We start from the raw sequence: 24,769 nt of genomic DNA on the forward strand, positions 1-24,769 counted from the left end.
GACAAGCGTAATGAGTACGCTCATGGCTAGTGAATACACGGCAGCCCCTTACCGTCCCGTACGCTTTCCGGAACGGCGTCCGCTCGTCGAACGCCGCGCCGACGGCACGTTGATGCTGAGTTCCGCCAGTCCGCCCCCCGACATCGCACACAACAGCTTCGCCGATTTCATCCCCGAATGGGCCGAGCGCCGCGGTGATAGTCCGGCATTCTGCGAACGCGATGGCAGCGGCGCCTGGCGCACGATCAGTTGGCGCGACCTGTGGCATCAGGTGCAAACGGTCGCTGCCCGCCTGCTGGAAATGGGCCTCGGCCAGCAGCACCCGCTGGTTCTGCTCTCGGGCAATTCGATCGAGCAGGCCGTGCTTCTGCTCGCAGCCGAGTATGTAGGCATTCCCGCTGCACCGGTTTCGCCCGCCTATTCCACGCTCAGCAAAAACTTCGCACGTCTGAAGGGCGTGCTCGAACTGGTGCCGCCGGCGGCGGTGTTCGTGCAGGACGCGGCGTCGTTCGAACGCGCGCTCGCGATCACCGAACTGGCGGCAACGCCGGTTATCGCGGTACGCAACGCGCAGCCTTCGCAACACGCATGGGCCGACCTGCTTGCCGTCGACATGACGCCGGCACGCGCCGCCGCCGTTGCCGCAGCGCACGCGGCGATCCGCAAGGACGATACCGTGCGCGTCCTCTTCACGTCGGGTTCGACCGGAACGCCGAAAGGCGTGCCGCTCGCCTACAGCAACTTCAAGGCAGTCGCCGCCTATTACGCCGACAATCTCGGCTGGCTGGGCGAATCGCAGCCGGTGTTCCTCGACTGGCTGCCGTGGCACCACGGCCTTGGCGGCGTGCTGAACATCGGCCGCTCCGTCCAGTTCGGCGCAACGCACTATATCGACGACGGACGCCCGCTCCCTGGCATGATCGAGCGCACCGTGCGCAACCTGCGTGAAGTGTCGCCCACGGTCTTTACCAGCGTCCCCTCCGCATGGGCCGTGCTGGCCGGCGAACTCGAGCGCGACCCCGTGCTCGCCCGCAGCCTGTTCGCCAATGTGCAGTACTTCGGCTATGGCGGCGCAAGCTTGCCGACGGACGTGTGGCATCGCATCCAGCGCGTGGCGGTGGACACGATCGGCAAGCGCATCGTCTTTTCGACAGGCCTTGCCTGCACCGAGACGAGCGGAATGGGCACCTACTGCGGCTGGCCCGCGACCGATCTCGGCAACATCGGCGGCCCTGTGCCGGGTTCGGAAGTGAAGCTGCTGCCGCTCGAAGGCGGCGACGGCCGCTACGAAATCCGCATGCGCGGCGCGAACGTGTTCGGCGGCTACATCGGCAATGCGGCGCTCACCGCCGCCGCTTTCGACGAAGAAGGTTACTTCCGGCTCGGCGACGCCGTGCGCCTTGCGAATCCGGACGATCCGGCGCAAGGCCTGCTGTTCGCAGGGCGGGTGGTCGAGGACTTCAAGCTGACGAACGGCACCTGGGTTCGAACCGGCGCGGTGCGGCTCGGTTTGCTCGATCAATGCGCCCCGCTCATTTCAGATGCCGTGATCTGCGGCCATGACCACGAATTTCTCGCCGCGCTCGCCTGGCCTAACGTGGCCGCCTGCCGGCGCCTCGCGCCCGAACTCGCCGAGCTCGACGCGGCTGCGCTGGTCGAGCATCCGCTCGTGGTCGCCGCGCTGCGCGAACGCCTCGCCGGCCACAAAGGCGGCGGCGCGAGCCGCACGATCGAACGCCTGATGCTGATGGCCGAGCCCCCGTCGATCGACGCCAATGAGATCGCCGAGAAAGGCTACGTGAACCAGGCCGTGACCCGCGCGCGCCGCGCTCATCTGATCGAACAGCTCTACCACACCGAACCTGCGGCACATATCGCCTGCGCGCGATAACGCCATCTATCCGCTCATGCCGCACTCATCCTCAGGAATTTAGTGATGCAAATTACCCGTACTGTTTTTCGTGACGATCATGAAATGCTACGCACCACGGTGCGTCGCTTCCTGGAACGGGAGTGCGCTCCCAAACAGGCCGAGTGGGACAAAGCCGGGCGCGTCGACCGCGAGACGTGGCTGAAGGCAGGCCGCGAGGGTCTGCTGTGCCTGACGCTGCCGACCGAATACGGTGGTGGCGGCGGCGACTTCGGCCACGCGGCGATCCTCAATGAGGAAACCAATCGCGCCGGGCTGAGTGGCCTCGGCTTCGGCGTGCACTCCGACGTGATTGCACCGTATATCGCGCGCATCGGCAATGAAGAGCAGAAGCAGAAATGGCTGCCGAAAACGTGTACCGGCGAATCCATTCTCGCGATCGGCATGACCGAGCCCGGCACCGGCAGCGACCTGAAGGCGATCCGCACCACCGCCTTGCGCGACGGCGACGAGTATGTGATCAACGGCAGCAAGACCTTCATCAGCAATGGCCTGAACGCCGACCTCATCATTCTGGTGTGCAAGACCGATCCTAGCGCGGGCTCCAAGGGCGTCAGCCTGATCGTCGTCGAGGCGACCCGTGAGGGATTCCGCCGTGGCCGCAAGCTCGACAAGGTTGGCATGCACTCGCAGGACACCGCTGAACTGTTCTTCGACAACGTGCGCGTGCCGGTTGGCAATCGTCTCGGTGAAGAGGGCAAAGGCTTCGCTTATCTGATGGGCGAACTGCCGCAGGAGCGTCTTTCGATTGCGATCGGCGCCGCCGCAAAACTCGAAGCCTGTCTCGAGCACACGATCAATTACGTCAAGGACCGCAGGGCCTTCAATCAGACCGTGTGGGACTTCCAGAACACCAAGTTCAAGCTGGCCGACATCAAGGCGCAGGCAACCGCGGTGCGCGTGCTGGTCGACCACTACCTCGCCGAACACGTGCGCCGGCGCCTCACTTTGGAGGAAGCCGCGATCGCCAAGCTGTTCGCCACGGAATCGCTCGGCAAGGCACTCGACGACATGGTGCAACTGCACGGCGGTTACGGCTACATGCTGGAGTACCCCGTGGCCCGCGCGTTCGCCGACGCACGCGTCAACCGCATCTATGGCGGCACGAGCGAGGTCATGCGCGACCTCATCTCCCGCAAGCTGTAATTCGAACATTCCATTTTCAAGGAGCAGTGATATGACTCGTAACGTGTTCGTCGCCGGCGTCGGCATGATTCCGTTCAAGAAGCCCGGCACCAGCGACCCGTACGACGTGATGGGCGCGGGCGCCGTGCGCGAAGCACTGGCCGATGCCGGAATCGACTACGCGGATGTGCAGCAGGCCTACGCCGGCTATGTGTACGGCGACTCGACCTGCGGTCAGAAAGCGCTTTATCACGTCGGCATGAGCGGCATTCCCGTCATCAACGTGAACAACAACTGCGCGACGGGTTCGTCGGCGCTGTTCCTCGCGCGTCAGGCGGTGCAAAGCGGCGTGGTCGATTGCGCGCTCGCCGTCGGATTCGAATTCATGCAGCCGGGCGCGCTGTCGTCGAAGTGGAGCGACCGTGCGCCGGCGCTCGAACGTGCGCTGAATCTGGTCAACGAACTGGTGGATCGCACCGATCTGCCGAGCGCGATCCGTCAGTTCAGCGGCGCGGGCCGGGCTCACATGGAAAAGTACGGCACGAAGCTGGAGACGTTCGCGAAGATTCGCGCGAAGGCGAGCCGGCACGCGGCGCGCAATCCGCTCGCCGTGTTCCGCACCGTCGTAACGCCGGAAGAAGTGCTCGCCTCGCCGATGATCTGGGAAGGCGTGCTCACGCGTCTGATGGCCTGCCCGCCGACCTGCGGCGCGGCCGCGGCCATCGTGGTGTCGGAGGAATTCGCCCGCAAACGCGGCCTGCGCACCGACGTGCTGATCGCCGGCCAGTCCCTCACCACCGATCTGCCCAGCACCTACGACTCGCGCGACATGATCCGCGTGGTCGGATTCGACATGACGCGCGCCGGCGCGAAGCTCGCTTATGAGCAGGCCGGCGTCGGCCCGGAAGATATCGACGTGATCGAACTGCACGACTGCTTCGCGCAAAACGAGCTGCTGACCTACGAAGGTCTGGGTCTGTGCGGAGAAGGCGAAGCGGAAAAACTCGTCAACGACGGCGACAACACGTATGGCGGCAAGTGGGTGGTCAACCCGTCGGGCGGTTTGCTGTCGAAAGGGCATCCGTTGGGCGCGACCGGTCTTGCGCAGTGCTACGAACTGACGCATCAGTTGCGCGGCACGGCCGAGCAACGCCAGGTGGAAGGCGCGAAGGTCGCGCTTGCGCACAATCTGGGGCTCGGCGGAGCATGCGTCACGACCGTGTACAAGGCCGCGTAGTGCGCCACCTCTAACGGAGTGCCCGACATGATCGATAAAAAACACATCGGCAAAGTCATTCCCGCGTTTCGCACCGTGACCGACGCGGCCCGGCTGCGGTTCTTCGCCAAGGCAACCGGCGAAACCAACCCGGTCTACTTCGACGAATCCGCTGCCCGCGACGCGGGTCACCCGGGTCTGCCCTTGCCGCCCACGTTCCTGTTCTCGCTCGAACTGGAGCAGCCGGACAAAAGCTGGCGCGACGAGATCGGCATCCTGGTTGCGCGCATCCTGCATGGCGAACAGTCGTTCACCTATCACCGGATGGCCTACGCCGGCGACGTGCTGCTCTTCGAATGCCACATCGCCGACATCTACGACAAGAAAGGTGGCGCGCTCGATTTCGTGGTGCGCGAAACGCGGGTGACCAACCAGAAAGGCGAGCATGTGGCCGACATGCGCAGCGTGCTGGTCCACCGCAACGGCTGAGAGGAGACACGAATGAGCACATTGAGCTTCGACGACGTCAAGGTGGGCGACACGCTGCCGCCGCTGACGCTCGCGCCGATCGACCGCACGACGCTGGCGCTCTTTGCCGGCGCTTCGGGCGATCACAACGCGGTCCACATCGACCTCGACTTCGCGCGCCGCAGCGGCATGCCCGACGTATTCGCCCACGGCATGCTGTCGATGGCGTATCTCGGACGCTTGCTGAACGCCTGGGTCGATCAGCGGCAACTGCGGCAATTCGGCGTGCGCTTTGTCGGCATCACGCATCTCGGACACCGGATCACGTGCAGTGGCCGGGTCGTCGAGAAGTTCGAAGCCGAAGGAGAGCGCCGCGTGAAAGTAGAGATTCGGACGGCCAATCAATATGGCGAACCGCGCGTCCTCGGCGACGCCGTGATCGCCCTGTAACCTGCATCAATCAAGGAGACAACACATGGGAAAGCTTGACGGCAAGGTGGCGCTGGTCACCGGTTCGGGTCGCGGCATCGGCCGCGCGATCGCCGAGAAACTGGCGAGCGAAGGCGCACGCCTCGTGATCAACGACCTCGACGCCGATCCGGCGCACGAAACGGTCGAAGTGCTGAAGAAGATGGGCGCGGAAGCAGTAGCGTGCCCTGGCAACGTGAGCGCACCGGATTTCGCTGAGCGTTTCGTCAACACGGCGATGAGCACGTTCAAGAGCATCGACATCATCGTCAACAATGCCGGCTATACGTGGGATGACGTGGTCCAGAAGATGACCGACGAGCAGTGGTACGCGATCATCGACTGCCACATGACTGCACCCTTTCGCATCCTGCGTGCGGCGTACCCGCACATCAAGGCGCTGCATGCCGCCGACAAGGAAGCCGGCCGCGACGTGTACCGCAAGATCGTCAACATCTCGTCGACGTCCGCGCTTAACGGTAATGCCGGGCAGATGAATTACTCGTCGGCCAAGGCCGGCGTGATCGGCATGACCCGCGCGCTGAGCCGCGAATGGGGGCGCTTCAACGTCAACGTGAATTGCGTGGCGTTCGGTCTGATCCACACACGTATGACCTCGGCTGATGCGAAGGCCGGGGCGACGGTCTCGATCGAAGGCCGGGATATCCGCGTCGGCCTGAATCCGGAATTGCTCAAGTCGCACGCGCAGCGCAATCCGCTCGGTCGCGGCGGCACGCCTGAAGAAGCGGCCGGCGGTGTCTACCTGTTCTGCTCGCCCGAGTCGAACTACATCACCGGTCAGACCATCGCGGTCGCGGGCAATCTGCAGTAATTCCACACGGTCCCGGCATTCGACCGGGCCTCGTCTGCGCTGGCATGTGTCGTCACGCATGCCGGCGTTTGCATTTCAACGACCGGGTGTACGCACTTCGTGCCGTCTGCTTACTCGCCCTGTCGACTAGCCGACGTCTTCCGGAGCCAAACCAATCATGACCGATGACACCCGCGTCGCGCCGGCCGGCAGCGCGCTTCCTTCCGTGAGCTATCCCTTCGAGTCGCCGCCAACGTCCGGCAACGTGTTGGAGGTTGCGCCAGGTGTGCAATGGATTCGCATGCCGCTGCCCTACTCGCTCGATCACATCAACGTGTGGACGATCGCGGACGGTGACGGCTGGGCTATCGTCGACACGGGAGCACGCACGGATGCCGCCACGGCCTTATGGCGTCGCCTTTGCACCGAGTCTTCCGCGAGCCGCCCTGTCACGCGCGTGTTCGTCACGCACATGCACCCCGATCACGTGGGAATGGCAGGCTGGCTCACGCGGACTTTCGACTGCCGTCTGTGGATGACGCGCCTCGAATACCTCAATTGCCGCGTCGCCGCGTCGGACACCGGCCGCGAGGCGCCCGACGACGGCGTGGCGTTCTACCGTCGCGCCGGCTGGAGCGCGGCGGCGATCGAACTCTATCGCGCACGCTTCGGCCGCTTCGGGCAGCATATTCATGCGCTGCCGGACAGTTTTCGGCGCGTGCATGACGCGGAGGAAATCGTGATTGGCCGGCACACGTGGCATGTGATCGTCGGCACCGGCCATTCGCCGGAGCACGCGTGTCTGTATTGCCCGGAGTTGAAGGTGTTGATTTCCGGCGATCAGGTGCTGCCGCGAATCTCATCGAATGTCTCGGTGTATCCGCTCGAACCGGACGCCAACCCGATGGCGGACTGGTATGCGTCGATCGCAAAACTGAAGGAGCAGGTCCCGGACGACGTGCTCGTGCTGCCCGCCCATAACGACTGTTTCCGCGGCCTGCATGCGCGGCTGGATCATCTGCGACGCAGCCAGGACCGCAGCCTCGATCGGTTGCGGCAAGCGCTCAGCGAACCGCGGCGCGCCGTCGACGTGTTCGGCGCGCTGTTTGCGCGCAAGATCGGCGAAGAGGATATGTCGCAAATGAGCCTCGCGACAGGCGAAAGCCTCGCGTGCCTGAACTACCTGATCGGGCGTGGTGAAGTTCGGCGCGAACTTCGTAATGACGGGACCAACTGGTATTCGCTGGTGTCGTAAAAATGCAGAAGGGGGCATCGCCGCGCGACGCGGCGATGCCCCCTTCTTGCCTTCCATGCTGCGTTGAGAAGCCTCAGATCGCGTTGACCAGTTGCGGCACGGCATCGAACAGATCGGCTTCCAGGCCGTAATCGGCGATGCTGAAGATCGGCGCCTCCGGATCCTTGTTGATTGCGACAATGACCTTCGAATCCTTCATGCCCGCCAGATGCTGAATCGCCCCCGAGATTCCGCACGCCACATACAGTTGCGGCGCGACGATCTTGCCCGTCTGGCCCACTTGCCAGTCGTTCGGCGCAAATCCCGCGTCCACCGCCGCGCGGCTCGCGCCCAGCGCGGCACCGAGCTTGTCGGCGAGCGGTGTGAGGACTTCGTTGAATCGATCGCTGCTGCCAAGCGCACGCCCGCCGCTCACGACGATCTGTGCGCCGGCGAGCTCCGGCCGGTCGCTTTTCGCGACCACGCGTTCGACGAAGGTGGACAAACCACTGTCCGCAACCGCGTCGACCGTTTCAATGTGCGCCGCGCCGCCTTCGGCCGGCACGGCATCGAATCCCGTCACGCGCACGGTCAGCACCTTCACCGGGTCGCTGCTTTGCACCGTCACCAGCGCATTGCCCGCGTAGATGGGACGCTGGAACGTGTCCGGACTCACCACCCGAACGATATCCGAGACCTGCGCCACGTCGAGCAGCGCCGCGACGCGCGGCGCGACGTTCTTGCCAGCGCTAGTGGACGGAAACAGGATATGGCCGTAACCCGCGGCGAGCGCGAGAACCTGAGCCGCGATATTCTCGGCGAGACCGTCGCCGAGATGCGGCGCGTCTGCGTGCAGCACGCGCTTCACGCCTGTGATCGCAGCGGCGGCTTTTGCCGCACCGGTTGCTTCATGCCCGGCTACGAGCACATGAACCTCGGCGCCGCATTGCAGGGCGGCCGCAACCGTGTTCAGCGTGGCGGTCCTGATCGAAACCTGGTCGTGTTCAGCCACGACCAGCACTTGATTGGATGCAGTCATATCGATTCCCTCAGATGACTTTCGCTTCGTTCTTGAGCTTCGCGACCAGCGCCGCGACATCGGGCACCTTCACGCCCGCACTGCGCGCGGCCGGCTCCGTCGTGCTGAGCGCCTTCAGACGCGGCGCGACATCCACGCCGAGTTGTTCCGGCGTGACGACATCGAGCGGCTTTTTCTTCGCCTTCATGATGTTGGGCAGCGTCGCATAGCGCGGTTCGTTCAGGCGCAAGTCGCTCGTAACCACCGCCGGCAGCTTGAGCCGCAACGTCTCGAGCCCCCCATCGATTTCGCGCGTCACCGTCGCGCAATCGTTCGACACCTCCACCCGGCTTGCAAATGTAGCCTGCGGAAAACCAGCGAGCGCCGCCAGCATCTGCCCGGTCTGGTTGCAGTCGTTATCGATCGCCTGTTTGCCGAGGATCACCAGCTGCGGTTGCTCCTTGTCGACCAGCGCCTTCAGCAGCTTGGCGACGGCGAGCGGCTGCAACTCTGCATCCGTCTCGACCAGAATGCCGCGATCGGCGCCGATCGCCATCGCCGTGCGCAAAGTCTCCTGAGAGGCGCCCGTGCCGCACGACACCGCGATCACTTCGCTGACCACGCCTTTTTCCCGCAGACGCACCGCTTCTTCGACGGCGATTTCATCAAACGGATTGATGCTCATCTTGACGTTCGCCAACTCGACGCCAGAGCCGTCCGACTTGACTCGAACCTTGACGTTGAAGTCCACCACGCGTTTCACCGCGACCAGTACTTTCATCTTTTGTCTCCAAACCCAACTTGTCTTTTCTGATGGCGCTTTACGCTTCAGGCCGGTAGCCCAAGCCGTGATCGCGCATGCGTGCAACAGCGGCTTCGTCGAAGCCCCAATCGCGTAATGCGGCCAGGCCGTGTTCACCGCGCTGCGGGGCCGGCTGCGCGATCTTCGAAGGCGTCGCGGAAAAGCGCGGCGCAGGCGCCGGCTGCACGACACCCGCTACCTCGACGAAGCTGCCGCGAGCACGGTGTTGCGGATGCGCCGGCGCTTCCGAGAAGCTCAACACCGGCGCAACACATGCATCGCTGCCTTCGAACACCGCACACCATTCATCGCGCGTGCGCGTGAGAAAGGCCGCTGTGAAGCGTTCGCGCAGCACGGGCCAGCCGCTGCGATCGTGCTGCGCCGGCAGGCCCGCTTGCGCGAGGCCGAGCTTCGACAGAAGCTCCGCGTAAAAGCGCGCTTCGACCGCGCCAACCGCCATGTAGCCGCCGTCTTTCGTGCGATAACTGTCGTACCAGGGCGTGCCGCCATCCAGCAGATTGCTGGCGCGCTCTTCCCGCCAGTTACCCGAGGCGAGCAGACCCCAGATCACCGAGCCCAACTGCGCCGCGCCTTCGATCATCGCGGCGTCGACGACCTGGCCTTCGCCGCCGCGCTGCACGTTGAACAATGCCGCCACCACACCCAACGCCAGCAGCATGCCACCACCGCCGTAGTCGCCCACGAGGTTCAACGGCGGCACGGGCGGCTCACCGGCGCGGCCAATACCCGACAACACGCCGGACAGTGCGATGTAGTTCAGATCGTGGCCAGCCCGCTCGGCGAGTGGCCCGGTTTGCCCCCACCCCGTCATGCGCCCGTACACGAGCCGGGGATTGCGAGCCAAAGCGGCTTGCGGTCCAAGCCCGAGACGCTCCATCGTGCCGGGGCGAAACCCTTCGATCACGACATCGGCGCGCGACATCAGATCCAGCGCGGCCTCGACCGCCTGCGGCTGCTTCAGATCGAGCGTGACCGAGCGACGGCCGCGCCCTGTGACGTCCGCACGCTTGCCGTTGGTCTTCGGACCCAGATCGGCAGGTGGAAGCGGCCGGTCGATACGCAAGACATCTGCGCCCATATCGGCCAGCAACATGGCGCCGAAGGGCCCCGGACCGATCGCCTCGAATTCCAGCACGCGAATACCGCTCAAAACACCCATCGTCCCTCCACTCTGCGTTTTGCATGACGGTGCGCCGCGCGCACCGTTATTGGTTGGCACCCACCGTTGAAGTCGGCCCTGCCTGAGTAGAAGTAAGCCAGAATGCGCGCAAACCGGCACCACCCCGGTCGGGTAGCAGGGCGGATCAATCTAACGGCCACTGATACAGCGCGGGCTCTTTTTGACAGAACGCTGACCCGCTGTCACTAGCTGACCTGGCGATCCTGACCCACCCAGTACTTTGCGCGAATGGCTTTCTTGTCGACCTTGCCGATCGCCGTCAGAGGCAAAGCAGTTTCGAAGAATAGAGTCTTCGGCGCCGACACAACGCCCTTGCGCGCAGCAACGAACTCGATCAACGCGCTTGCGCTCACCGTCGCCTGTGGTTTCAGCACGACCACGGCGGTCACCGCTTCGCCCCACTTCGGGTCGGGCACGCCAATCACGGCAGACATGGCCACCGCCGGATGGAGCGCGAGACAGTTCTCCACTTCGCTGGAATAGACGTTGAAACCGCCGGAAATAATCATGTCCTTGGCCCGGTCGACCAGATACACATAGCCCTCGGCATCCCTACGTGCCATGTCGCCCGTGTGCAGCCAGCCACCCGCGAAGGCTTTATCGGTTTCGTCAGGCCGGTTCAGGTAACCCGACATGACCAGCGATCCACGCACGCAAAGCTCGCCGACCTCGCCGGCCGGCACTTCCGCGTGATCGGCGTCGAGCAGTTTGACTTCGTTGCCGGGAAGTACACGGCCACAAGAAGCCAGCAAATGCGGCCTCGCAGGATCGTGCTCGTCCGAGCGCAGATAGCTCACCGTCATGGGGGCTTCCACCTGACCATAAATCTGCCCAAAGATCTGACCGAACTTCTGCAGTCCCTCCTGCAGACGCGCGGGCGTGATAGGAGACGCCCCGTACCAGAGGCGTTGCAGACTCGCCAGGTTGTAGTCGCCGAGGACCGGCGACTCGAGGAGCCCGTAGATCTGGCTGGGCACAAGAAACGTGCAATTAATGCCGTGGGTCTGAATAGTCTCGAGGAATCGCTCCGGGTGGTACTTGTCCATAAAGAAGACCGTGCCGCCGCGTAGAAAGGTGGGCAGGATGAACGCGCCCGCTGCGTGGGAGATCGGCGTTGCCGCGAGGAAACGAGGCTGCGCCGGCCATTCCCAGCACGCCAGTTGCTGCAGTGTCATCGTTACGATTGCGCGATGCCGTTGGAGCACGCCCTTGGATTGCCCAGTTGTGCCTCCGGTATAGGAGATCTTCGCAATGTCGTCGGGCTGGGCGTCATATTCCGCTTCGGAAGGATCCATGCTGGCCGAGGCCACCCGGATATCTGTGCCAAACGCAGACGGACCCAGCGTGAGCACGTGCCCGACGATACCCAGGCGTGCCAATGCGGCCCCGCGCTCGGCATAGCGGGCGGTGTCCACCACCAGCACTTTCATTCCGCTATCGCGCAGCACATACGCTTGATCATCCTCAGAGCCAAGCGGATGCAACGGGATAAGACGCAGTCCGAACAGTTGCGCGGCGATCAGCACGACCACCGCATCAGGACTGTTGCCTGACAATAGCCCGATGCCATCCTGGGGGCGAACTCCGACGGACTCGAAATACGCCACCATACGCTTACAACGGCAAGCAAGCTCTTCATAACTTAGCCGCACGCCATCACCCACGAGGGCTTCGCGCGACGCAAAGGCCTTAAAGGCCGAACGGTACAGCGCGCCTACCGTGGCGCCTTCATGGGGGGCAATCTTGCTGGGCATTTCAACGTCCTTTTTGCTGTAGTGCTCGGGCACACGGGAGCTGACCGGTGCCCGGGATCGTTGCGCTGCCTCGCGGGAGGCAGCTTATACAATCGATCCACGCCTGAGCGCGTGACGGTTCACGCGAGGTTCACGCGAGGTTCACGCGAGGTTCGACGGGTATTCGACCGGTGCGGAGCCGTCGGTTGCGGAACGTTTCAGCCACAGCGCCACCGCCTGGATCAACAGTGGAATCGCCAGCAGCGAAAACACCGTGCTCACGTCGAGGTTGAATTTCAGCATCAACCCGCCTGCAACCGGACCCAACATACCGCCGAACCGGCCCATGCCGGTCATCCACGACACGCCGGTCGCGCGGCCACTGGTTGGATAGAACGACGCTGCCAAAGCCGCCATCGACATCACCGCGCCATTCACGCACACGCCGGCAGCAAACGTACTGACCGCGAGAAGCATGAGACTGCCCTTTTGCTCGCCGAGTAGCCAGATGGCCAGCGCCCCGCCGGCAACGGCAATCGCCACGACGCTGTTCTTCTCGAAGCGCCCCATCAACCACCCCAGACAAAGGGTGCCTGCCATTCCGCCTAGCGAGAACAGCCCGGTAATGAAGGAAGCCTGACTAGTGGTAACGCCGCTGCCCCGAAGCAACAGCGGCATCCAGCCGTTCAACAGGTAATACACAAACGCAGCACAGAAGTAGGCGCACCACAGCATCAGCGTACCGAACCGGAAACCGCGCGACAAAATCACTGACACGCCCTGCTTTCCCCGGGTTTCCGCGTCCTCTGAAATCACGAAGTGAGCCCCGTCGAAGGATGTATCGGGGGCGATGCGTCGCAGCACAGTTGCCACGCGCTCAGACGGCAAGCCTCGCGATACCATGAATCGCAGCGGCTCGGACAGCACGAATATCGACACTACGGCGAGGACAAGCGGTACCACGCCGCCGACGACAAAAATGCTCGCCCAGCCAAACGCGGGGACCAGGACCGCCGCAATCAGTCCACACGCCGCCGCGCCCAGCATGACGCCACAATTCACAAAATTGACGAGAAGCGGACCGCGGCGAGTCGGGGTGTATTCGTACACAACCGTTAAAGCCACCGGCATCGCCGCCCCCAACCCCAGGCCGGTGATAAAGCGCAGTGCCGCGAGTGCGGCAACGCTGCCGGCCAACGCGGTCAGAATGCTCCCGATTGCGGACGTCATCATCATGATGATCAACACCCGTTTAGGGCTGCTCCAGTCTGACAGCGCCCCCCCGAGCAGCGCGCCAGCCGTCATTCCCAGCACGCCAGCACTCATTGCAGTGCCCAATTGGGCTTTCGTGATATGCCACTCGCCAATGAGTGATGGCGCCGCATAGCCGATGGCGGCAATGTCATACGCGTCGACTGTGAGAATCAGAAAACACAACGCGATGACGAGCCATTGATAGTGCGAGAAGCTTCGGTTGTCGATGAACTGCTTTACGTCTATTGTCTGCGATGGCAAATGCATGCCCGTCTCCTATTCTTACCGGTCCGCAACATTCACGGAGTTTTAGAAATATCGTCATTCATGGCACGCGGAATGAGTGAACCGCCGACCTCATTCGACTGCTACTGGGAACATCAAGCAGGCAATTCGATTCCGCCTGGAAGGTTTGTCGCATCCCTAGATCCACACCCGTCGCTCCGCTTGCCATGTCCATCAGCGTCATTGCCAGAGCGACTTCCTCACAGATTTTTCTCCTTTTGTATTAGTTATACTTATTTAAAAAATAACAACTCAATCCATTTGGTATGGGTAGTACTGGTGTCCTCAACCACATCGAACGCCATGGCGCGCGATGGCGAGGCTGGTTAATTAATGTTGCGTTGCCTGCCCGCCCAGTACGGCGCACGGATGTCCCGCTTCAGAACCTTGCCGGCAGCCGACAACGGCAGTTGCTCCCGGAACTCGACGGTCTTCGGGCACTTATAGGCGGCGATGAACAGGCGGCAATGTCCGCGAATATCGTCTTCGCCGAGCGTCTCGCCAGGCTTGCAGACCACCACGGCATGCACGGCCTCGCCCCACGTGTCGTGCGGAATTCCGATGACCGCGCAGGCGGCGACCGCGGGATGCCGCGCGATCACGCTCTCCACTTCGGCGGAGTAAACGTTCTCGCCACCGCTGACGATCATGTCCTTGATGCGGTCCACAATGTAGAGATAACCCTGCGCGTCCATGTACGCGCCGTCGCCGGTATGCAGCCAGCCGTCGCGAACGGCCTGCGCGGTCTCCTCGGGCTTCTTCCAGTAGCCGGCCATGACGTTCGGCCCGCGCACGACGATCTCGCCGACCGTGCCACGCGGCACTTCCTCGCCGTCGCTATCGACCACCTTCACCATCAGTCCCGGCAAGCCGCGACCGATCGAGCGGTACAGGCCGCTTTTGCGGCCCGCTTCATCGTGGTTGGAAGGTGAGTTCGCCGAAATGCTCGGACACGCCTCGGTCATCCCGTAAGAATGCGCGAGCTGCAGACCAGGCAGGGCTTCGATCAGCCGGTCCAATAGCGTTTCCGGGATCGGCGACGCGCCGTAGGTGAGGCGCTTCAGGCTGGTCAGATCGGTGCGGGCAAAGTCGGGATGATTGAGCACCGTCTGGATCATGGTCGGCACGAGCAGCGTGTCGCTTACGCGCTCCTCGCCGATCGCCTTGAGCACCTCGCCCGCGTCGAAGGCCGGAATGACGACATGCGCCTCGCCGGCGATGAACTGCACGAGCGCGCGTCCGAGCCCGGCGACATGGAAGAACGGCGCCGCATGCAAAACCGCGCTATCGGGCAAGGGCGCGGACTCGGCAATCCGCATGATGCACGACGACCAGACGTTCAGATGCGTCTGCATCACGCCCTTCGGAAAACCGGTCGTGCCGCCGGTGTACATGATGCACGCGAGATCGGCGCCACCACGGCCGGCGTCCGGCATCGGCGCAGCGGCCGCGATCAACGCGTCGAACGAGAGCATGCCGGGCGGCGCCGCGCCGTCGCCGGCATGAATCAGGATCGGCGCGGTCCGGGCGAGCGCGCACACTTCCGGCGCGATATTGGCGAAGTGGTCGTCGACGATCAGGATGCGCGTGTCGCAATCGTTCAGCGAATAGGCGATCTCCGCCACGCTCCAACGAATGTTGACCGGGTTCAGCACGCCACCGCCCCACCACACGCCCATTACGTATTCGAGGTAGCGGTCGGAATTGAGCGCGAGCATGGCGACGCGATCATCCGCTGCCATGCCGATTCCACGCAACGCGGCCGCCAGACGCGCGGCCCGATCCGCGAACTCGCGAAACGTCCGCCGACGTCCCTTGAACGAAATCGCCACCCGGTCCGGGTTCTGCTGAAGCGAGCGATGCAGGCCCTGGGTCAGATACATGCTGGTCTCCTTGGCTGTGTATGAGCGTTTAAGGCCGCCGTGCTGCGAACCTCACCGGATCTCGTGCACGCACGCGAGGCAAGAGGTGTTCAGGCCACGGACGTGGACGCGGGACACGAGCGCGCGTCCGCGCCGACAACGCGCTGCGCGAACGCGTGCGCTGCCTGCGCCGCGTCGCCGATCAATTGCTCGACGATCTGCGCGGCCGGAACAATCGCGTCCGCGAAGCCGCCTGCCGGTCCGAGCGACACGATGCCGGCCTCCACGTCGCCGTCCTGATAGACGCGTTGCCGCGTCCGCGACGACAGGATCAGATCGCCGAAGTCACTGTGCCGGCGAGCACCCGCGGCTTCGAGCCGCTGGACCTCGCGCGCCGCCTCGTTATCCAGCACGCGCCAGGTATCGCCGAGCGATGCGAGGATCGCGGTCGAGCAATGCGCGTCGGCGGCGACAATGCGCTGCTTCAACGCATCGTGTGCGGCGATTTCCGAGGCGACCATGAAGCGGCTGCCCATCACCACGCCGTCGGCGCCTAGCGCAAGCGCGGCGGCAATCTGACGACCGTTGCCGATACCGCCGCCGATCACGAGCGGAACATGAATCTTCTCTAGCGCATAAGCCCCGTTCACGAATGCGGAAAGCTGATTGGCGCCGGGATGGCCGCCTTCTTCAAGGCCGACCAACGCGAGTGCATCCACACCGAGGCGCTGCGCGCTCACCGCATGGCGCACGCTCGGGCATTTGTGAATCAACACACCGCCGCCCTGTCGAATCGGCTCTACCAGTTGCTCGGGCGACGCGCCCGCGCTTTCAAAGTGACGCACGCCCTCTTCGAGCGCGATCCTGATCCAGTCGGCGACGTCGCGATTCAGTTCCGCGCGGCGCGACAACGTCAGATTCACGCCGAAGGGCCGGCCCTCGGTCAGCGTTCTGCAACGGCGTAGATCGCCGCGCAGTGCATCCGCACTGCTGAACGAGCGCGCGGTGATAAAGCCCATCGCACCCGCGTTCACCACCGCCGCGACAATGCCCGACTGGCCGAGGTGATGCATGCCGCCGAGCAGGATCGGATGGCGAATGCCGAAGCAATCGGTAATGCGTGTGCGAAAGCGCTGCGTGGTTGCCGGCTCGCGAGCGCCTTCGCATGCCAGACGATCGGCGGCCGCTCTATCCATTGAACGACGGCGACCGTTTCTCGATGAACGCCGCAACCGCCTCGCGATGGTCTGCCGTTTGATGCGAGAGCGCCTGATAAGCCGCCGACATTTCCAGTAGCGTATCCAGCCGGCAATGCATGCCTTCGCGCAGTAAGCGCTTGGCCAGCCGCACTGCGTGAGGCGGGTTGGCGGCGATCGAACGCGCGAGGCCTTGCGCGACGGTGAGGAGTTCGCCGTGTGGCACGACGCGGGAAACCAGATTCCATTCGAGCGCCTGTTGCGCGTCGATCATCTGGCCCGTGAAGGTCAACTCCGCGGCGCGCGACAAACCGATGATGCGCGGTAGCAGCCACGCGCCGCCGTCGCCGGGAATGATGCCGAGCTTGACGAAGCTCTCGGCGAATTTTGCAAGCTCGGACGCAATGCGGATATCGCACATGCAGGCAAGGTCGAGTCCCGCGCCGATCGCCGCGCCATTCACGGCGGCAATGACCGGCACCTCCAGATTGAACAACGCCAGCGGAAGTTGCTGAATACCGCGCCGGTAGTCCTGGCGAATTTCCATGCCGGGCAGCGTGCCCGACGCATGCCGTTCCATGTCGTGGATATTGCCGCCCGACGAGAACGCCGTGCCGGCGCCCGTCAGGATAACGGCCCGCACGGAACGGTCGGCTTCGATGCGCGCGATCGCCGTCAGAAACTCCTCCACCGCTGTGTTGCCGGTGAGCGGATTGCGCCGTTCCGGTTCGTTCATCGTCAGCGTGACGATGTGTCCGTCCTGTTCGTACTTCAGAAATTGGCTCATAGGATGTCTAATCGTCTCCGCTGCTGTACAGGTTTTCCGCTGACGCCGGAGCGGCGTGAGCAGATGCGCTCTCTGCCATTCGCCTCTTCATGCGGCGGCGCATGGCGCGGTTCGCGCGAAGTCCGCGAACGTGCCGTGCTCCTGCGCGAGCACCGCGTTCCCCACCATGCGATTCCAGAATGCCTCCGAGCCGTCCGCCATGCGCCATTCATGCAGCCTGCGCGTATAGAGCTGGAGATCGTATTCGGCGGTGACGCCGATTGCGCCATGCAACGCATGCGCCGTCGACGCCACCAGCGGCACCGCCATGCTCGTGCGCGCTTTGGCGATCGCTGTCGCGAGCCGCTCGGGCACGGCGCCCGCGCCCGAGAACGCCAGTTCGGATGCCATCCCGGCCGACGCCACGTGCTGGGCCATCACGCTCAACTGATGCTGCACCGCCTGAAATTTGCCAATCGACTTGCCGAATTGCGAGCGATCGTTGCAGTACTGCAGCGTCATGGCGAACACGCGATCCATCGCGCCGGCGATAGCTGCCGCATGGATCGCAGCACTAAACCGCAGCACCTCTTCGCCGTTCGCGCCGAGCGGCGCGGGCACGGCATTGATGCCCCAACTCAGCGTGCCGCTAAAGCTGCCGTGCACGCCGCAGGGTTTGCGTTCGGCTCGCGCGGCGTCGAGCAGCAGCAAATCACCGTCGACATTGGCCAGTACGTGATCACAGGTCATGCCGAACGGCACCTGAGGCGCCTCCAACGCGCCGTTCTCGCCACTGCGGCAAGCGCCGGCGAGCGTCGTCATGCCGCCAGGCGCTGCGACTCCGGTGCCGCGCAGAAGCGCGCGCGCCGCGATGCTCTGTGCGAGCGGCACGGGGACCGCATAGCGCCCAAGGGCCGTGAAAACCGGCGCGCTTGCCGGCAACGACAGTCCGGCGCCGCCGTCGCTTTCCGGCGTCAGCAACTCCAGAAAGCCGGCCTCCTCCACTGCGTTCCAGATAGACGCGGGCGTGCCGCCGTTCTCGATCGCGCGGATCGCTTCGGGGGTGGCGCGGTCGCGCAGAATAGCTTCAATGGCTTCGGTGAACATGCAGGTCTCTTCCTCGTCCAGATGGGTTAGCGCAAACCAAGACCGCGCGCGATCATGCCGCGCAGCACTTCGCGCGTGCCGCCGCGCAGCGAGAAGGTCGGCGAGATCTGGCTGAGGTAGGCCACCGTGCGATACAACTCGGGATCGATGGTCTGGGCAGCGTCGGCGCTGATCGCCGCTTCCAGTTGCGCGGGAATGGCCTGTTCGAACTCGGTGCCGATGTCCTTGACGAGCGCCGCCTCGACCACCGGGCTTTCGCCATGCGCGAGTCTCGCGGTCACCGCGATCGACAGGCAGCGCAGCGTGGCCAGTTGCGTTGCGAAGCCGCCGAGCAAGGCGAGGTCGGCGTCGTTCGCGCCGTGGCGGCGCAGTTGCGCGCGCCAGCAGTCGAGCAGCACCACGCTCGAATAAAGCCGCTCAGGGCCGCTGCGTTCGAAAGCCAGTTCGGCTGTGACCTGCTGCCAGCCGGCGCCTTCGTCGCCGATCAACGCATCGTCGGCTAGGAATACGTTGTCGAACGTCACTTCGGAGAAGTGGGCGTCGCCAGTGAGATCCACGATCGGCCGCACGTCGACGCCGGGCAGCGACAGATCGACGATGAACTGCGACAGCCCCTTCTGCCGATCCTCCGGCACGCCCGACGATCGCACCAGCGCGATCATGTACTGGCAATGCTGCGCGTTGGTCGTCCAGATCTTGCGCCCGGTCAGACGCCAGCCGCCGTCGCAGCGCACCGCACGGGTTCGCACGCTCGCGAGATCGGAACCCGAGTCGGGCTCGCTCATGCCGATGCAAAAGAACGCGCTCGCAGCACAGATGCGCGGCAGGTAGAAGTCCTTCTGTGCCTCGGTGCCGTAGCGCAGAATCAATGGGCCGCTTTGACGGTCGGCGATCCAGTGTGCCGCGACCGGTGCACCCGCGGCCAGCAGTTCCTCGACCAGCACGAAGCGACGAAACGCGTCCATGCCCGCGCCGCCGTAACTCGCCGGCAGGGTCAACCCGATCCAGCCGCGCGCCGCGAGACGTCGGCTGAATTCCGCGTCGAAGCCCATCCAGGAACGGGCACGAACATCGTCCGGCGCCGCTGGCAGGTGCTCGTCAAGAAAGTGCTTCACGTCCGCACGGAACGCTTCGGCCGCGGCGGGCAGCGCCGTCAGGTGGAAAGCATCCAACAGGTTGTTCACGTCTCACTCCAGATTTTTGTAGTCGCCTCGCCGCTGCGCGTCTGCGGGTTATGAATCCGCACGCTCCGCTCGTGCGTCATAGCGCTCGCGCAGTGCCTGCTTGTACAGCTTGCCGGTAGGCAGGCGCGGCATCGCGTCGATGAAATCGATCGAGCGCGGCACCATGTAGCGCGCCACTCGCGTACGCAGGTAGGCCAATAGCCGTTCCGCGAGCGCGTCCGACGGCACCACGCCGGGCATCGGTTCGACAATCGCTTTGACCTGCTCGCCCATCTCGGCGTCGGGCACGCCGATCACCGCCGCATCCTGCACATCGGGATGCACGGCCAGCGCGTCTTCGATCGCTTGCGGATAGATGTTGACTCCGCCGGAGATGATCATGAACGCCTTGCGATCGGTCAGATACAGATAGCCGTCGCTATCCACATGACCTATGTCGCCGACCGCCGTCCACGCCGGATAGCGGGGATGTTGTGCGGCACGGGTCTTGTCGGGATCGTTGTGGTAGTGGAACGGCAACTGGTCCCGCTCGAAATAGACGGTGCCGGTTTCGCCGACCGGCAACTCGTTGCCGTCGTCATCGCAGATATGAATGACGCCGAGCAGCGGGCGGCCCACCGAACCGGGATGCGCGAGCCACTCCTCGGTGCTGAGCGTGGTCACGCCATTGCCCTCAGTCGACGAGTAATACTCCTCGATGATCGGCCCCCACCAGTCGATCATCTGCCGCTTGACCTCCTGTGGGCACGGTGCGGCCGCATGAATCGCCACCCGGTGGCTCGACAGGTCGAATGCATCGCGCAGCGAGGGGCCGAGCTTGAGCAGGCGGATCAACATGGTCGGCACCCACTGGCTGTGCGTGACGCGATAGCGCTCGATCGCCCGCAGCGCTTCGAGCGGATCGAACTTCTCCATGAAGACCACGGTGCCACCGCCAAACTGCGTCTCGATTCCGTAGCCGAGCGGCGCGGTGTGATAGAGCGGAGCCGGTGACAGATACACCGTTTGCGCGTCAAAACCATAGCGCTCGAACTGCGGGCGGCGCGCGGAACCGGAACCTTCTGTCACCCGGCCCTGAGGCTGCGCGCGAATAATGCCCTTCGGACGGCCGGTCGTGCCCGAGCTATAGATCATCATGGCGCCCAGCCATTCGTCCTCAAGACGACTGGCGGGATAGCGGCCGGTCATGGCTTCATAGCTTTCCCAGCCGGCAATGGTGCCGTCGACCATCAGCCGCAGACGGCACGTCGGCATCATGCTGGTCAGTCCGGCCGCGAGCTCGCGCATTGCATACGAACTGACCACCACTTGCGCGTTGCTGTCCTCGATGATGCCGGCTGCTTCCGCCGCGGTCAGATAGCGGTTGACCGGCGTGATCATCAAGCCGGAACGCAGCGCCGCCCAACACACCTCGAAGCAGCGCATGTTGTTCTCGAGCACCATCGCGATATGGTCGCCGCGCCGCAGCCCCGCTGCGTACAGACACTGCGCGAAGCGATTCGAACGCTCGTCGAGTTCGCGATAGGTCAACACCTCGCCGCTCGTGCTGTTGATCGCGGCGGCCTTATCCGGTGTCAGTTCGGCATGGTCGCCGAGGTATTTCGGGGTTCCGCTCATGCAGACTCTCCTGCGATGCGTGAGGGTTTCGGGCGCTTACGCTACCGTCTCCGGAATTTCGCCGGAGGTCAGCGCATTCGGCGCGGCCTGCTCCACCAACCCCGGTATCAAAGCACCGAGTTCCGCCGCATCCCAACGCCCGTCCTTCTCGATGCGCGGGCCGGCATGCCAGCCTTCGGCCACCGTGATACGGCCACCGCGCACGCCAAACACACGCCCGGTGATACCGCTCGACGCACTGCTGCCCAGCCATCCCACGAGGGGCGCGACATTGCCGGCATCCAGCGGATCGAAGCCCGGTGCGGCGCCCGCGGTGAATTCGTCGCGCCGCTTCGCGAAGATGTCCTCAGTGAGCCGGCTCATTGCGGTCGGATAGATCGCATTCACGGTCACACCATAGCGCTCCAGTTCGCGAGCCGCAATCACCGACATGGCGGCGATACCGGCCTTTGCCGCGCCATAGTTGGCCTGGCCAGGATTGCAGTACAGACCCGACGACGAACTGGTGTTGATGAGCCGCGCCACCCGCTCGCGACCCGCCTTGGCCTCCTCGCGCCAATATGCGGCGGCGTGGCGTGACGGCGCAAAAGTGCCGCGCATGTGCACGCGAATCACCGAGTCCCAGTCTTCCTCGCTCATGTTGACCAGCGTGCGATCGCGCAGAATGCCCGCGTTGTTGACCAGCACGTCGAGTCCGCCGAAAACGGAAATCGCCGTGTCGATCATGTTCTTCGCGCCCTGCCAGTCGGCCACGTCGTCGAAGTTCGCGACAGCTTCGCCGCCGAGCGCTTCGATTTCGGCGACCACATCAAGCGCGGGGCCGCTCGCCGCGCCCGAACCATCTCCCTTGCCGCCGAGATCGTTGACGACGACTTTCGCCCCCTGACGGGCGAACTCCAGAGCGTATTCACGTCCGAGGCCTCGACCGGCGCCGGTGACGACTACAACGCGATTCTTGCAAAGCTGCTGCATGGGAAATCCTCAGTGCTGTTTGCTATCCAGACGTTTGCGCAGGAGACGACTTGCCGCCGGCCTGCGCTCACGCGTTCAGTGCTTGCCGTACAGCGTCACGACACACGCGCCGCCCAGGCCCAGGTTGTGTTGAAGCGCGAGCTTCGCGCCTTGCACCTGGCGCTGGTCAGCGGTGCCGCGCAACTGCTGGGTCAACTCATAACACTGCGCGAGGCCGGTCGCGCCCAACGGATGCCCCTTGGAAAGCAGGCCGCCCGACGGATTGACCACCACCTTGCCGCCATACGTGTTGTCACCGTCGTTGACGAACTTCTCGGCGCCGCCTTCCGGGCAGAACCCAAGCGATTCGTAGCAGATGACTTCGTTGTGCGCGAAACAGTCGTGCAGCTCGCACACGTCGATGTCTTCCGGTCCGATACCGGCCTGTTCATAGACCTTGTTCGCGGCCGAACGCGTCATGTGCGTGCCGACGTAGTTCAGCATCGACGGCGGATCGAACGAAGCCGGCGGATCCGTCGTGAGGGATTGCGCAACGATCTGCACACCGGTGCGCAAGCCATGCTTCTTCGCAAACTTCTCGGAGACGAGGATCGCCGCCGCGCCGCCGCATGTCGGCGGGCAGGCCATCAGACGCGTCATCACGCCGGGTATCAGCACCGTGTCGTTCATCACGTCTTCGGTCGTCACCTGTTTGCGGAACAGTGCGAGCGGGTTGTTGGCCGCGTGGCGGCTCGCCTTCGCGCGCACCGCGGCGAAGGTTTCCATGCGCGTGCCGTAACGCTGCATATGCTCGCGGCCCGCGCCGCCGAACGTGCGCAGTGCCTGCGGAAGATGCGCCAGGTCGGCGGTGAGGCCGTGCATGATCGGCACGAAACGCGCACGCGTCACCGGCCGGTCGTCCCAGTGCGATTTCAATGCACCCGCCTGCATCTGCTCGAAGCCGAGCGCGAGCACGCAGTCGGCGTCGCCGGTCGCGATTGCCTGGCGCGCCAGATAAAGCGCGGTCGAACCCGTCGAGCAATTGTTATTGACGTTGACGATCGGAATGCCCGTCATGCCCACTTCGTACAGCGCGGTCTGGCCGCACGTGGAGTCCCCGTAGACGTAGCCCGCGAATGCCTGCTCTACGAGGTCGTACGCAATGCCCGCATCGGCCAGCGCGCGGCGGGTCGCTTCAGCGCCCATTTCGGTGTAGCTCTGGCTCGCGCCGGGCTTGGCGAACTGGATCATGCCGACGCCCGCCACCAGTACTTTTTCGCTCATGATGCTGCCTCAAAAGGTAAGGAGACTTAAAGCTTGCGCGAGATCAGATCCCGCAGAACCTCGCTGGTCCCACCGAAAATGCGCGTGACGCGCATGTCGGCAAAGGCACGGGCAATCGGATACTCCAGCATGTAGCCGTAACCGCCATGCAACTGGACCATTTCGTCGATGCACTTCCACATCGCTTCGGTCGCGAAGAGCTTGGCGATGGCCGCTTCCTGCAGCGTGAGCTTGCGCTCCATGTGCTCGCGGATGTAGTAATCGACCAGCGTGCGGACCGCGACGGCTTGCGCCTTCACATCGGCCAGCTTGAATTTGGTGTTCTGGAAGTCCCACACGGTTTGATTGAAAGCGCGTCGGTCCTTCACGTATTGCAACGTCAGTTCGAGTTGCCGCTCCAGCTTCGCGGCGCAATACACCGCGATGATCAGGCGCTCTTGCGGCAACTCTTCCATCAGGTGAATGAAGCCGCCGTTCTCGTTACCGATCAGGTTGCTTGCCGGTACGCGCACGTTGTCGAAAAAGAGTTCGGCAGTGTCAGCCGCGGCCTGCCCGACTTTCTCGAGCTTGCGGCCACGGCGAAAACCGGCACGGTCGGTTTCGACCATGATCAGGCTCACGCCCTTCGCACCCGCCGACGGGTCGGTCTTGCAGACCACCACCACCATGTCGCAGTTCAGGCCGTTGGAGATGAAAGTCTTGCTGCCGTTGATCACGTAGTCGTCGCCATCGCGCACCGCGGTGGTACGGATCGACTTCAGATCAGAGCCCGTGCCGGGCTCGGTCATCGCGATGGCGAGAATCTTTTCGCCGCGGCAAATGGGCGGCAACCAGTTGCGTTTCTGCTCTTCGGTGCCGAGGCGCACGATGTACGGCGCGGTGATATCGGAGTGCACGGAATAGCTGAAACCCGACACGCCCGCACGATGCAACTCTTCCGCGACGATCGCCGAATGACCGAAATCGCCGCCGCCACCGCCGTATTCTTCCGGGACGGTCACGCACAGCAGACCTTCCCGCCCGGCCTTCAACCACGTCTCGCGATCGACACAGCCGGCCTCGTCCCACTGCGCCTGACGCGGCAGGCATTCCCGTTCGAAGAAACGCCGCGCGGTTTCACGCAGCATCTCGTGATCCTCGCGATAGACATTACGTTTGACTTCCACCGCACGCTCCTTATCGATTGAATGCGTTGGCAGCGCGGACCGGGTTTGCCGGCCGGCTGCTTCCATAAACGCATTGTGCGTGGCGGGGGTG

21 protein-coding genes are annotated in these 24,769 nt (G+C 63.9%); 7 read left to right on the top strand and 14 right to left on the bottom strand.

All coding sequences use genetic code 11. The features are described from left to right. The first annotated feature begins 10 nt into the window (after nt 1–10). The 7 genes from BLW71_RS27965 (at nt 11) to BLW71_RS27995 (ending at nt 7,273) form a co-directional block, all read left to right on the top strand. Nucleotides 11–1,891, top strand: coding sequence for a feruloyl-CoA synthase (locus BLW71_RS27965; RefSeq protein WP_091804500.1), 1,881 nt, complete (start codon nt 11–13; stop codon nt 1,889–1,891). A 45-nt stretch (nt 1,892–1,936) separates the two neighbouring features. After that, the gene (locus BLW71_RS27970; protein ID WP_091804502.1) at nt 1,937–3,076 is read left to right on the top strand and encodes an acyl-CoA dehydrogenase family protein; all 1,140 of its coding nucleotides are present in this window, start codon (nt 1,937–1,939) and stop codon (nt 3,074–3,076) included. A 31-nt stretch (nt 3,077–3,107) separates the two neighbouring features. Then, on the top strand, nt 3,108–4,292 hold the full coding sequence (locus BLW71_RS27975) for a lipid-transfer protein (RefSeq protein ID WP_091804505.1): 1,185 nt from the start codon (nt 3,108–3,110) through the stop codon (nt 4,290–4,292). Between the two features lie 27 nt (nt 4,293–4,319). Further along, nucleotides 4,320–4,760, top strand: coding sequence for a MaoC family dehydratase N-terminal domain-containing protein (locus BLW71_RS27980; protein WP_091804508.1), 441 nt, complete (start codon nt 4,320–4,322; stop codon nt 4,758–4,760). A gap of 12 nt (nt 4,761–4,772) precedes the next feature. Beyond that, complete coding sequence (locus BLW71_RS27985) at nt 4,773–5,189, top strand: MaoC family dehydratase (RefSeq protein WP_091804511.1); 417 nt, start codon at nt 4,773–4,775, stop codon at nt 5,187–5,189. 25 nt (nt 5,190–5,214) lie between these two features. Further along, nucleotides 5,215–6,039 carry an SDR family NAD(P)-dependent oxidoreductase gene (locus BLW71_RS27990; protein WP_091804514.1) on the top strand — a complete coding sequence of 275 codons (825 nt, stop codon included), beginning with the start codon at nt 5,215–5,217 and terminating at the stop codon, nt 6,037–6,039. A gap of 157 nt (nt 6,040–6,196) precedes the next feature. Next, nucleotides 6,197–7,273, top strand: coding sequence for an MBL fold metallo-hydrolase (locus tag BLW71_RS27995; RefSeq protein WP_091804517.1), 1,077 nt, complete (start codon nt 6,197–6,199; stop codon nt 7,271–7,273). A 73-nt stretch (nt 7,274–7,346) separates the two neighbouring features. On the opposite strand, the gene BLW71_RS28000 is transcribed toward BLW71_RS27995, so the two are convergent. From BLW71_RS28000 to BLW71_RS28065, 14 genes are all read right to left on the bottom strand, one after another. Next, on the bottom strand, nt 7,347–8,291 hold the full coding sequence (locus BLW71_RS28000; protein ID WP_091804520.1) for an electron transfer flavoprotein subunit alpha/FixB family protein: 945 nt from the start codon (nt 8,289–8,291) through the stop codon (nt 7,347–7,349). Nucleotides 8,292–8,301: 10 nt separating this feature from the next. Continuing rightward, nucleotides 8,302–9,051 carry an electron transfer flavoprotein subunit beta/FixA family protein gene (locus BLW71_RS28005; RefSeq protein ID WP_091804525.1) on the bottom strand — a complete coding sequence of 250 codons (750 nt, stop codon included), beginning with the start codon at nt 9,049–9,051 and terminating at the stop codon, nt 8,302–8,304. Between the two features lie 40 nt (nt 9,052–9,091). Next, nucleotides 9,092–10,252 carry a CaiB/BaiF CoA transferase family protein gene (locus BLW71_RS28010; RefSeq protein ID WP_091804528.1) on the bottom strand — a complete coding sequence of 387 codons (1,161 nt, stop codon included), beginning with the start codon at nt 10,250–10,252 and terminating at the stop codon, nt 9,092–9,094. 206 nt (nt 10,253–10,458) lie between these two features. Then, entirely contained in the window at nt 10,459–12,027 is a 1,569-nt protein-coding gene (locus BLW71_RS28015) for an AMP-binding protein (protein WP_091804531.1), read from the bottom strand. A gap of 141 nt (nt 12,028–12,168) precedes the next feature. Then, on the bottom strand, nt 12,169–13,527 hold the full coding sequence (locus tag BLW71_RS28020) for an MFS transporter (RefSeq protein WP_091804534.1): 1,359 nt from the start codon (nt 13,525–13,527) through the stop codon (nt 12,169–12,171). Between the two features lie 344 nt (nt 13,528–13,871). After that, nucleotides 13,872–15,428 carry an acyl-CoA synthetase gene (locus BLW71_RS28025; RefSeq protein WP_091804537.1) on the bottom strand — a complete coding sequence of 519 codons (1,557 nt, stop codon included), beginning with the start codon at nt 15,426–15,428 and terminating at the stop codon, nt 13,872–13,874. A gap of 89 nt (nt 15,429–15,517) precedes the next feature. Next, nucleotides 15,518–16,603, bottom strand: coding sequence for an NAD(P)H-dependent flavin oxidoreductase (locus BLW71_RS28030; RefSeq protein ID WP_286162139.1), 1,086 nt, complete (start codon nt 16,601–16,603; stop codon nt 15,518–15,520). Then, on the bottom strand, nt 16,596–17,390 hold the full coding sequence (locus BLW71_RS28035) for a crotonase/enoyl-CoA hydratase family protein (RefSeq protein WP_091804540.1): 795 nt from the start codon (nt 17,388–17,390) through the stop codon (nt 16,596–16,598). Before BLW71_RS28035 ends, BLW71_RS28030 begins: the two co-directional genes overlap by 8 nt. An 87-nt stretch (nt 17,391–17,477) precedes the next feature. Then, nucleotides 17,478–18,476, bottom strand: a complete 999-nt coding sequence (locus tag BLW71_RS28040; RefSeq protein WP_091804543.1) for an acyl-CoA dehydrogenase family protein — start codon at nt 18,474–18,476, stop codon at nt 17,478–17,480. A 26-nt stretch (nt 18,477–18,502) separates the two neighbouring features. Then, nucleotides 18,503–19,660 carry an acyl-CoA dehydrogenase family protein gene (locus BLW71_RS28045; RefSeq protein ID WP_091804545.1) on the bottom strand — a complete coding sequence of 386 codons (1,158 nt, stop codon included), beginning with the start codon at nt 19,658–19,660 and terminating at the stop codon, nt 18,503–18,505. A gap of 48 nt (nt 19,661–19,708) precedes the next feature. Further along, complete coding sequence (locus tag BLW71_RS28050; RefSeq protein WP_091804548.1) at nt 19,709–21,277, bottom strand: acyl-CoA synthetase; 1,569 nt, start codon at nt 21,275–21,277, stop codon at nt 19,709–19,711. Between the two features lie 36 nt (nt 21,278–21,313). After that, complete coding sequence (locus BLW71_RS28055) at nt 21,314–22,249, bottom strand: SDR family oxidoreductase (protein WP_091804551.1); 936 nt, start codon at nt 22,247–22,249, stop codon at nt 21,314–21,316. Nucleotides 22,250–22,324: 75 nt separating this feature from the next. Next, nucleotides 22,325–23,512 carry a lipid-transfer protein gene (locus BLW71_RS28060; protein WP_091804554.1) on the bottom strand — a complete coding sequence of 396 codons (1,188 nt, stop codon included), beginning with the start codon at nt 23,510–23,512 and terminating at the stop codon, nt 22,325–22,327. Between the two features lie 26 nt (nt 23,513–23,538). Then, nucleotides 23,539–24,678, bottom strand: coding sequence for an acyl-CoA dehydrogenase family protein (locus BLW71_RS28065; RefSeq protein WP_091808985.1), 1,140 nt, complete (start codon nt 24,676–24,678; stop codon nt 23,539–23,541). Between the last annotated feature and the right edge of the window lie 91 nt (nt 24,679–24,769).

Origin of the sequence: Burkholderia sp. WP9 (genome assembly GCF_900104795.1) — a bacterium.
GTDB lineage: Bacteria > Pseudomonadota > Gammaproteobacteria > Burkholderiales > Burkholderiaceae > Paraburkholderia.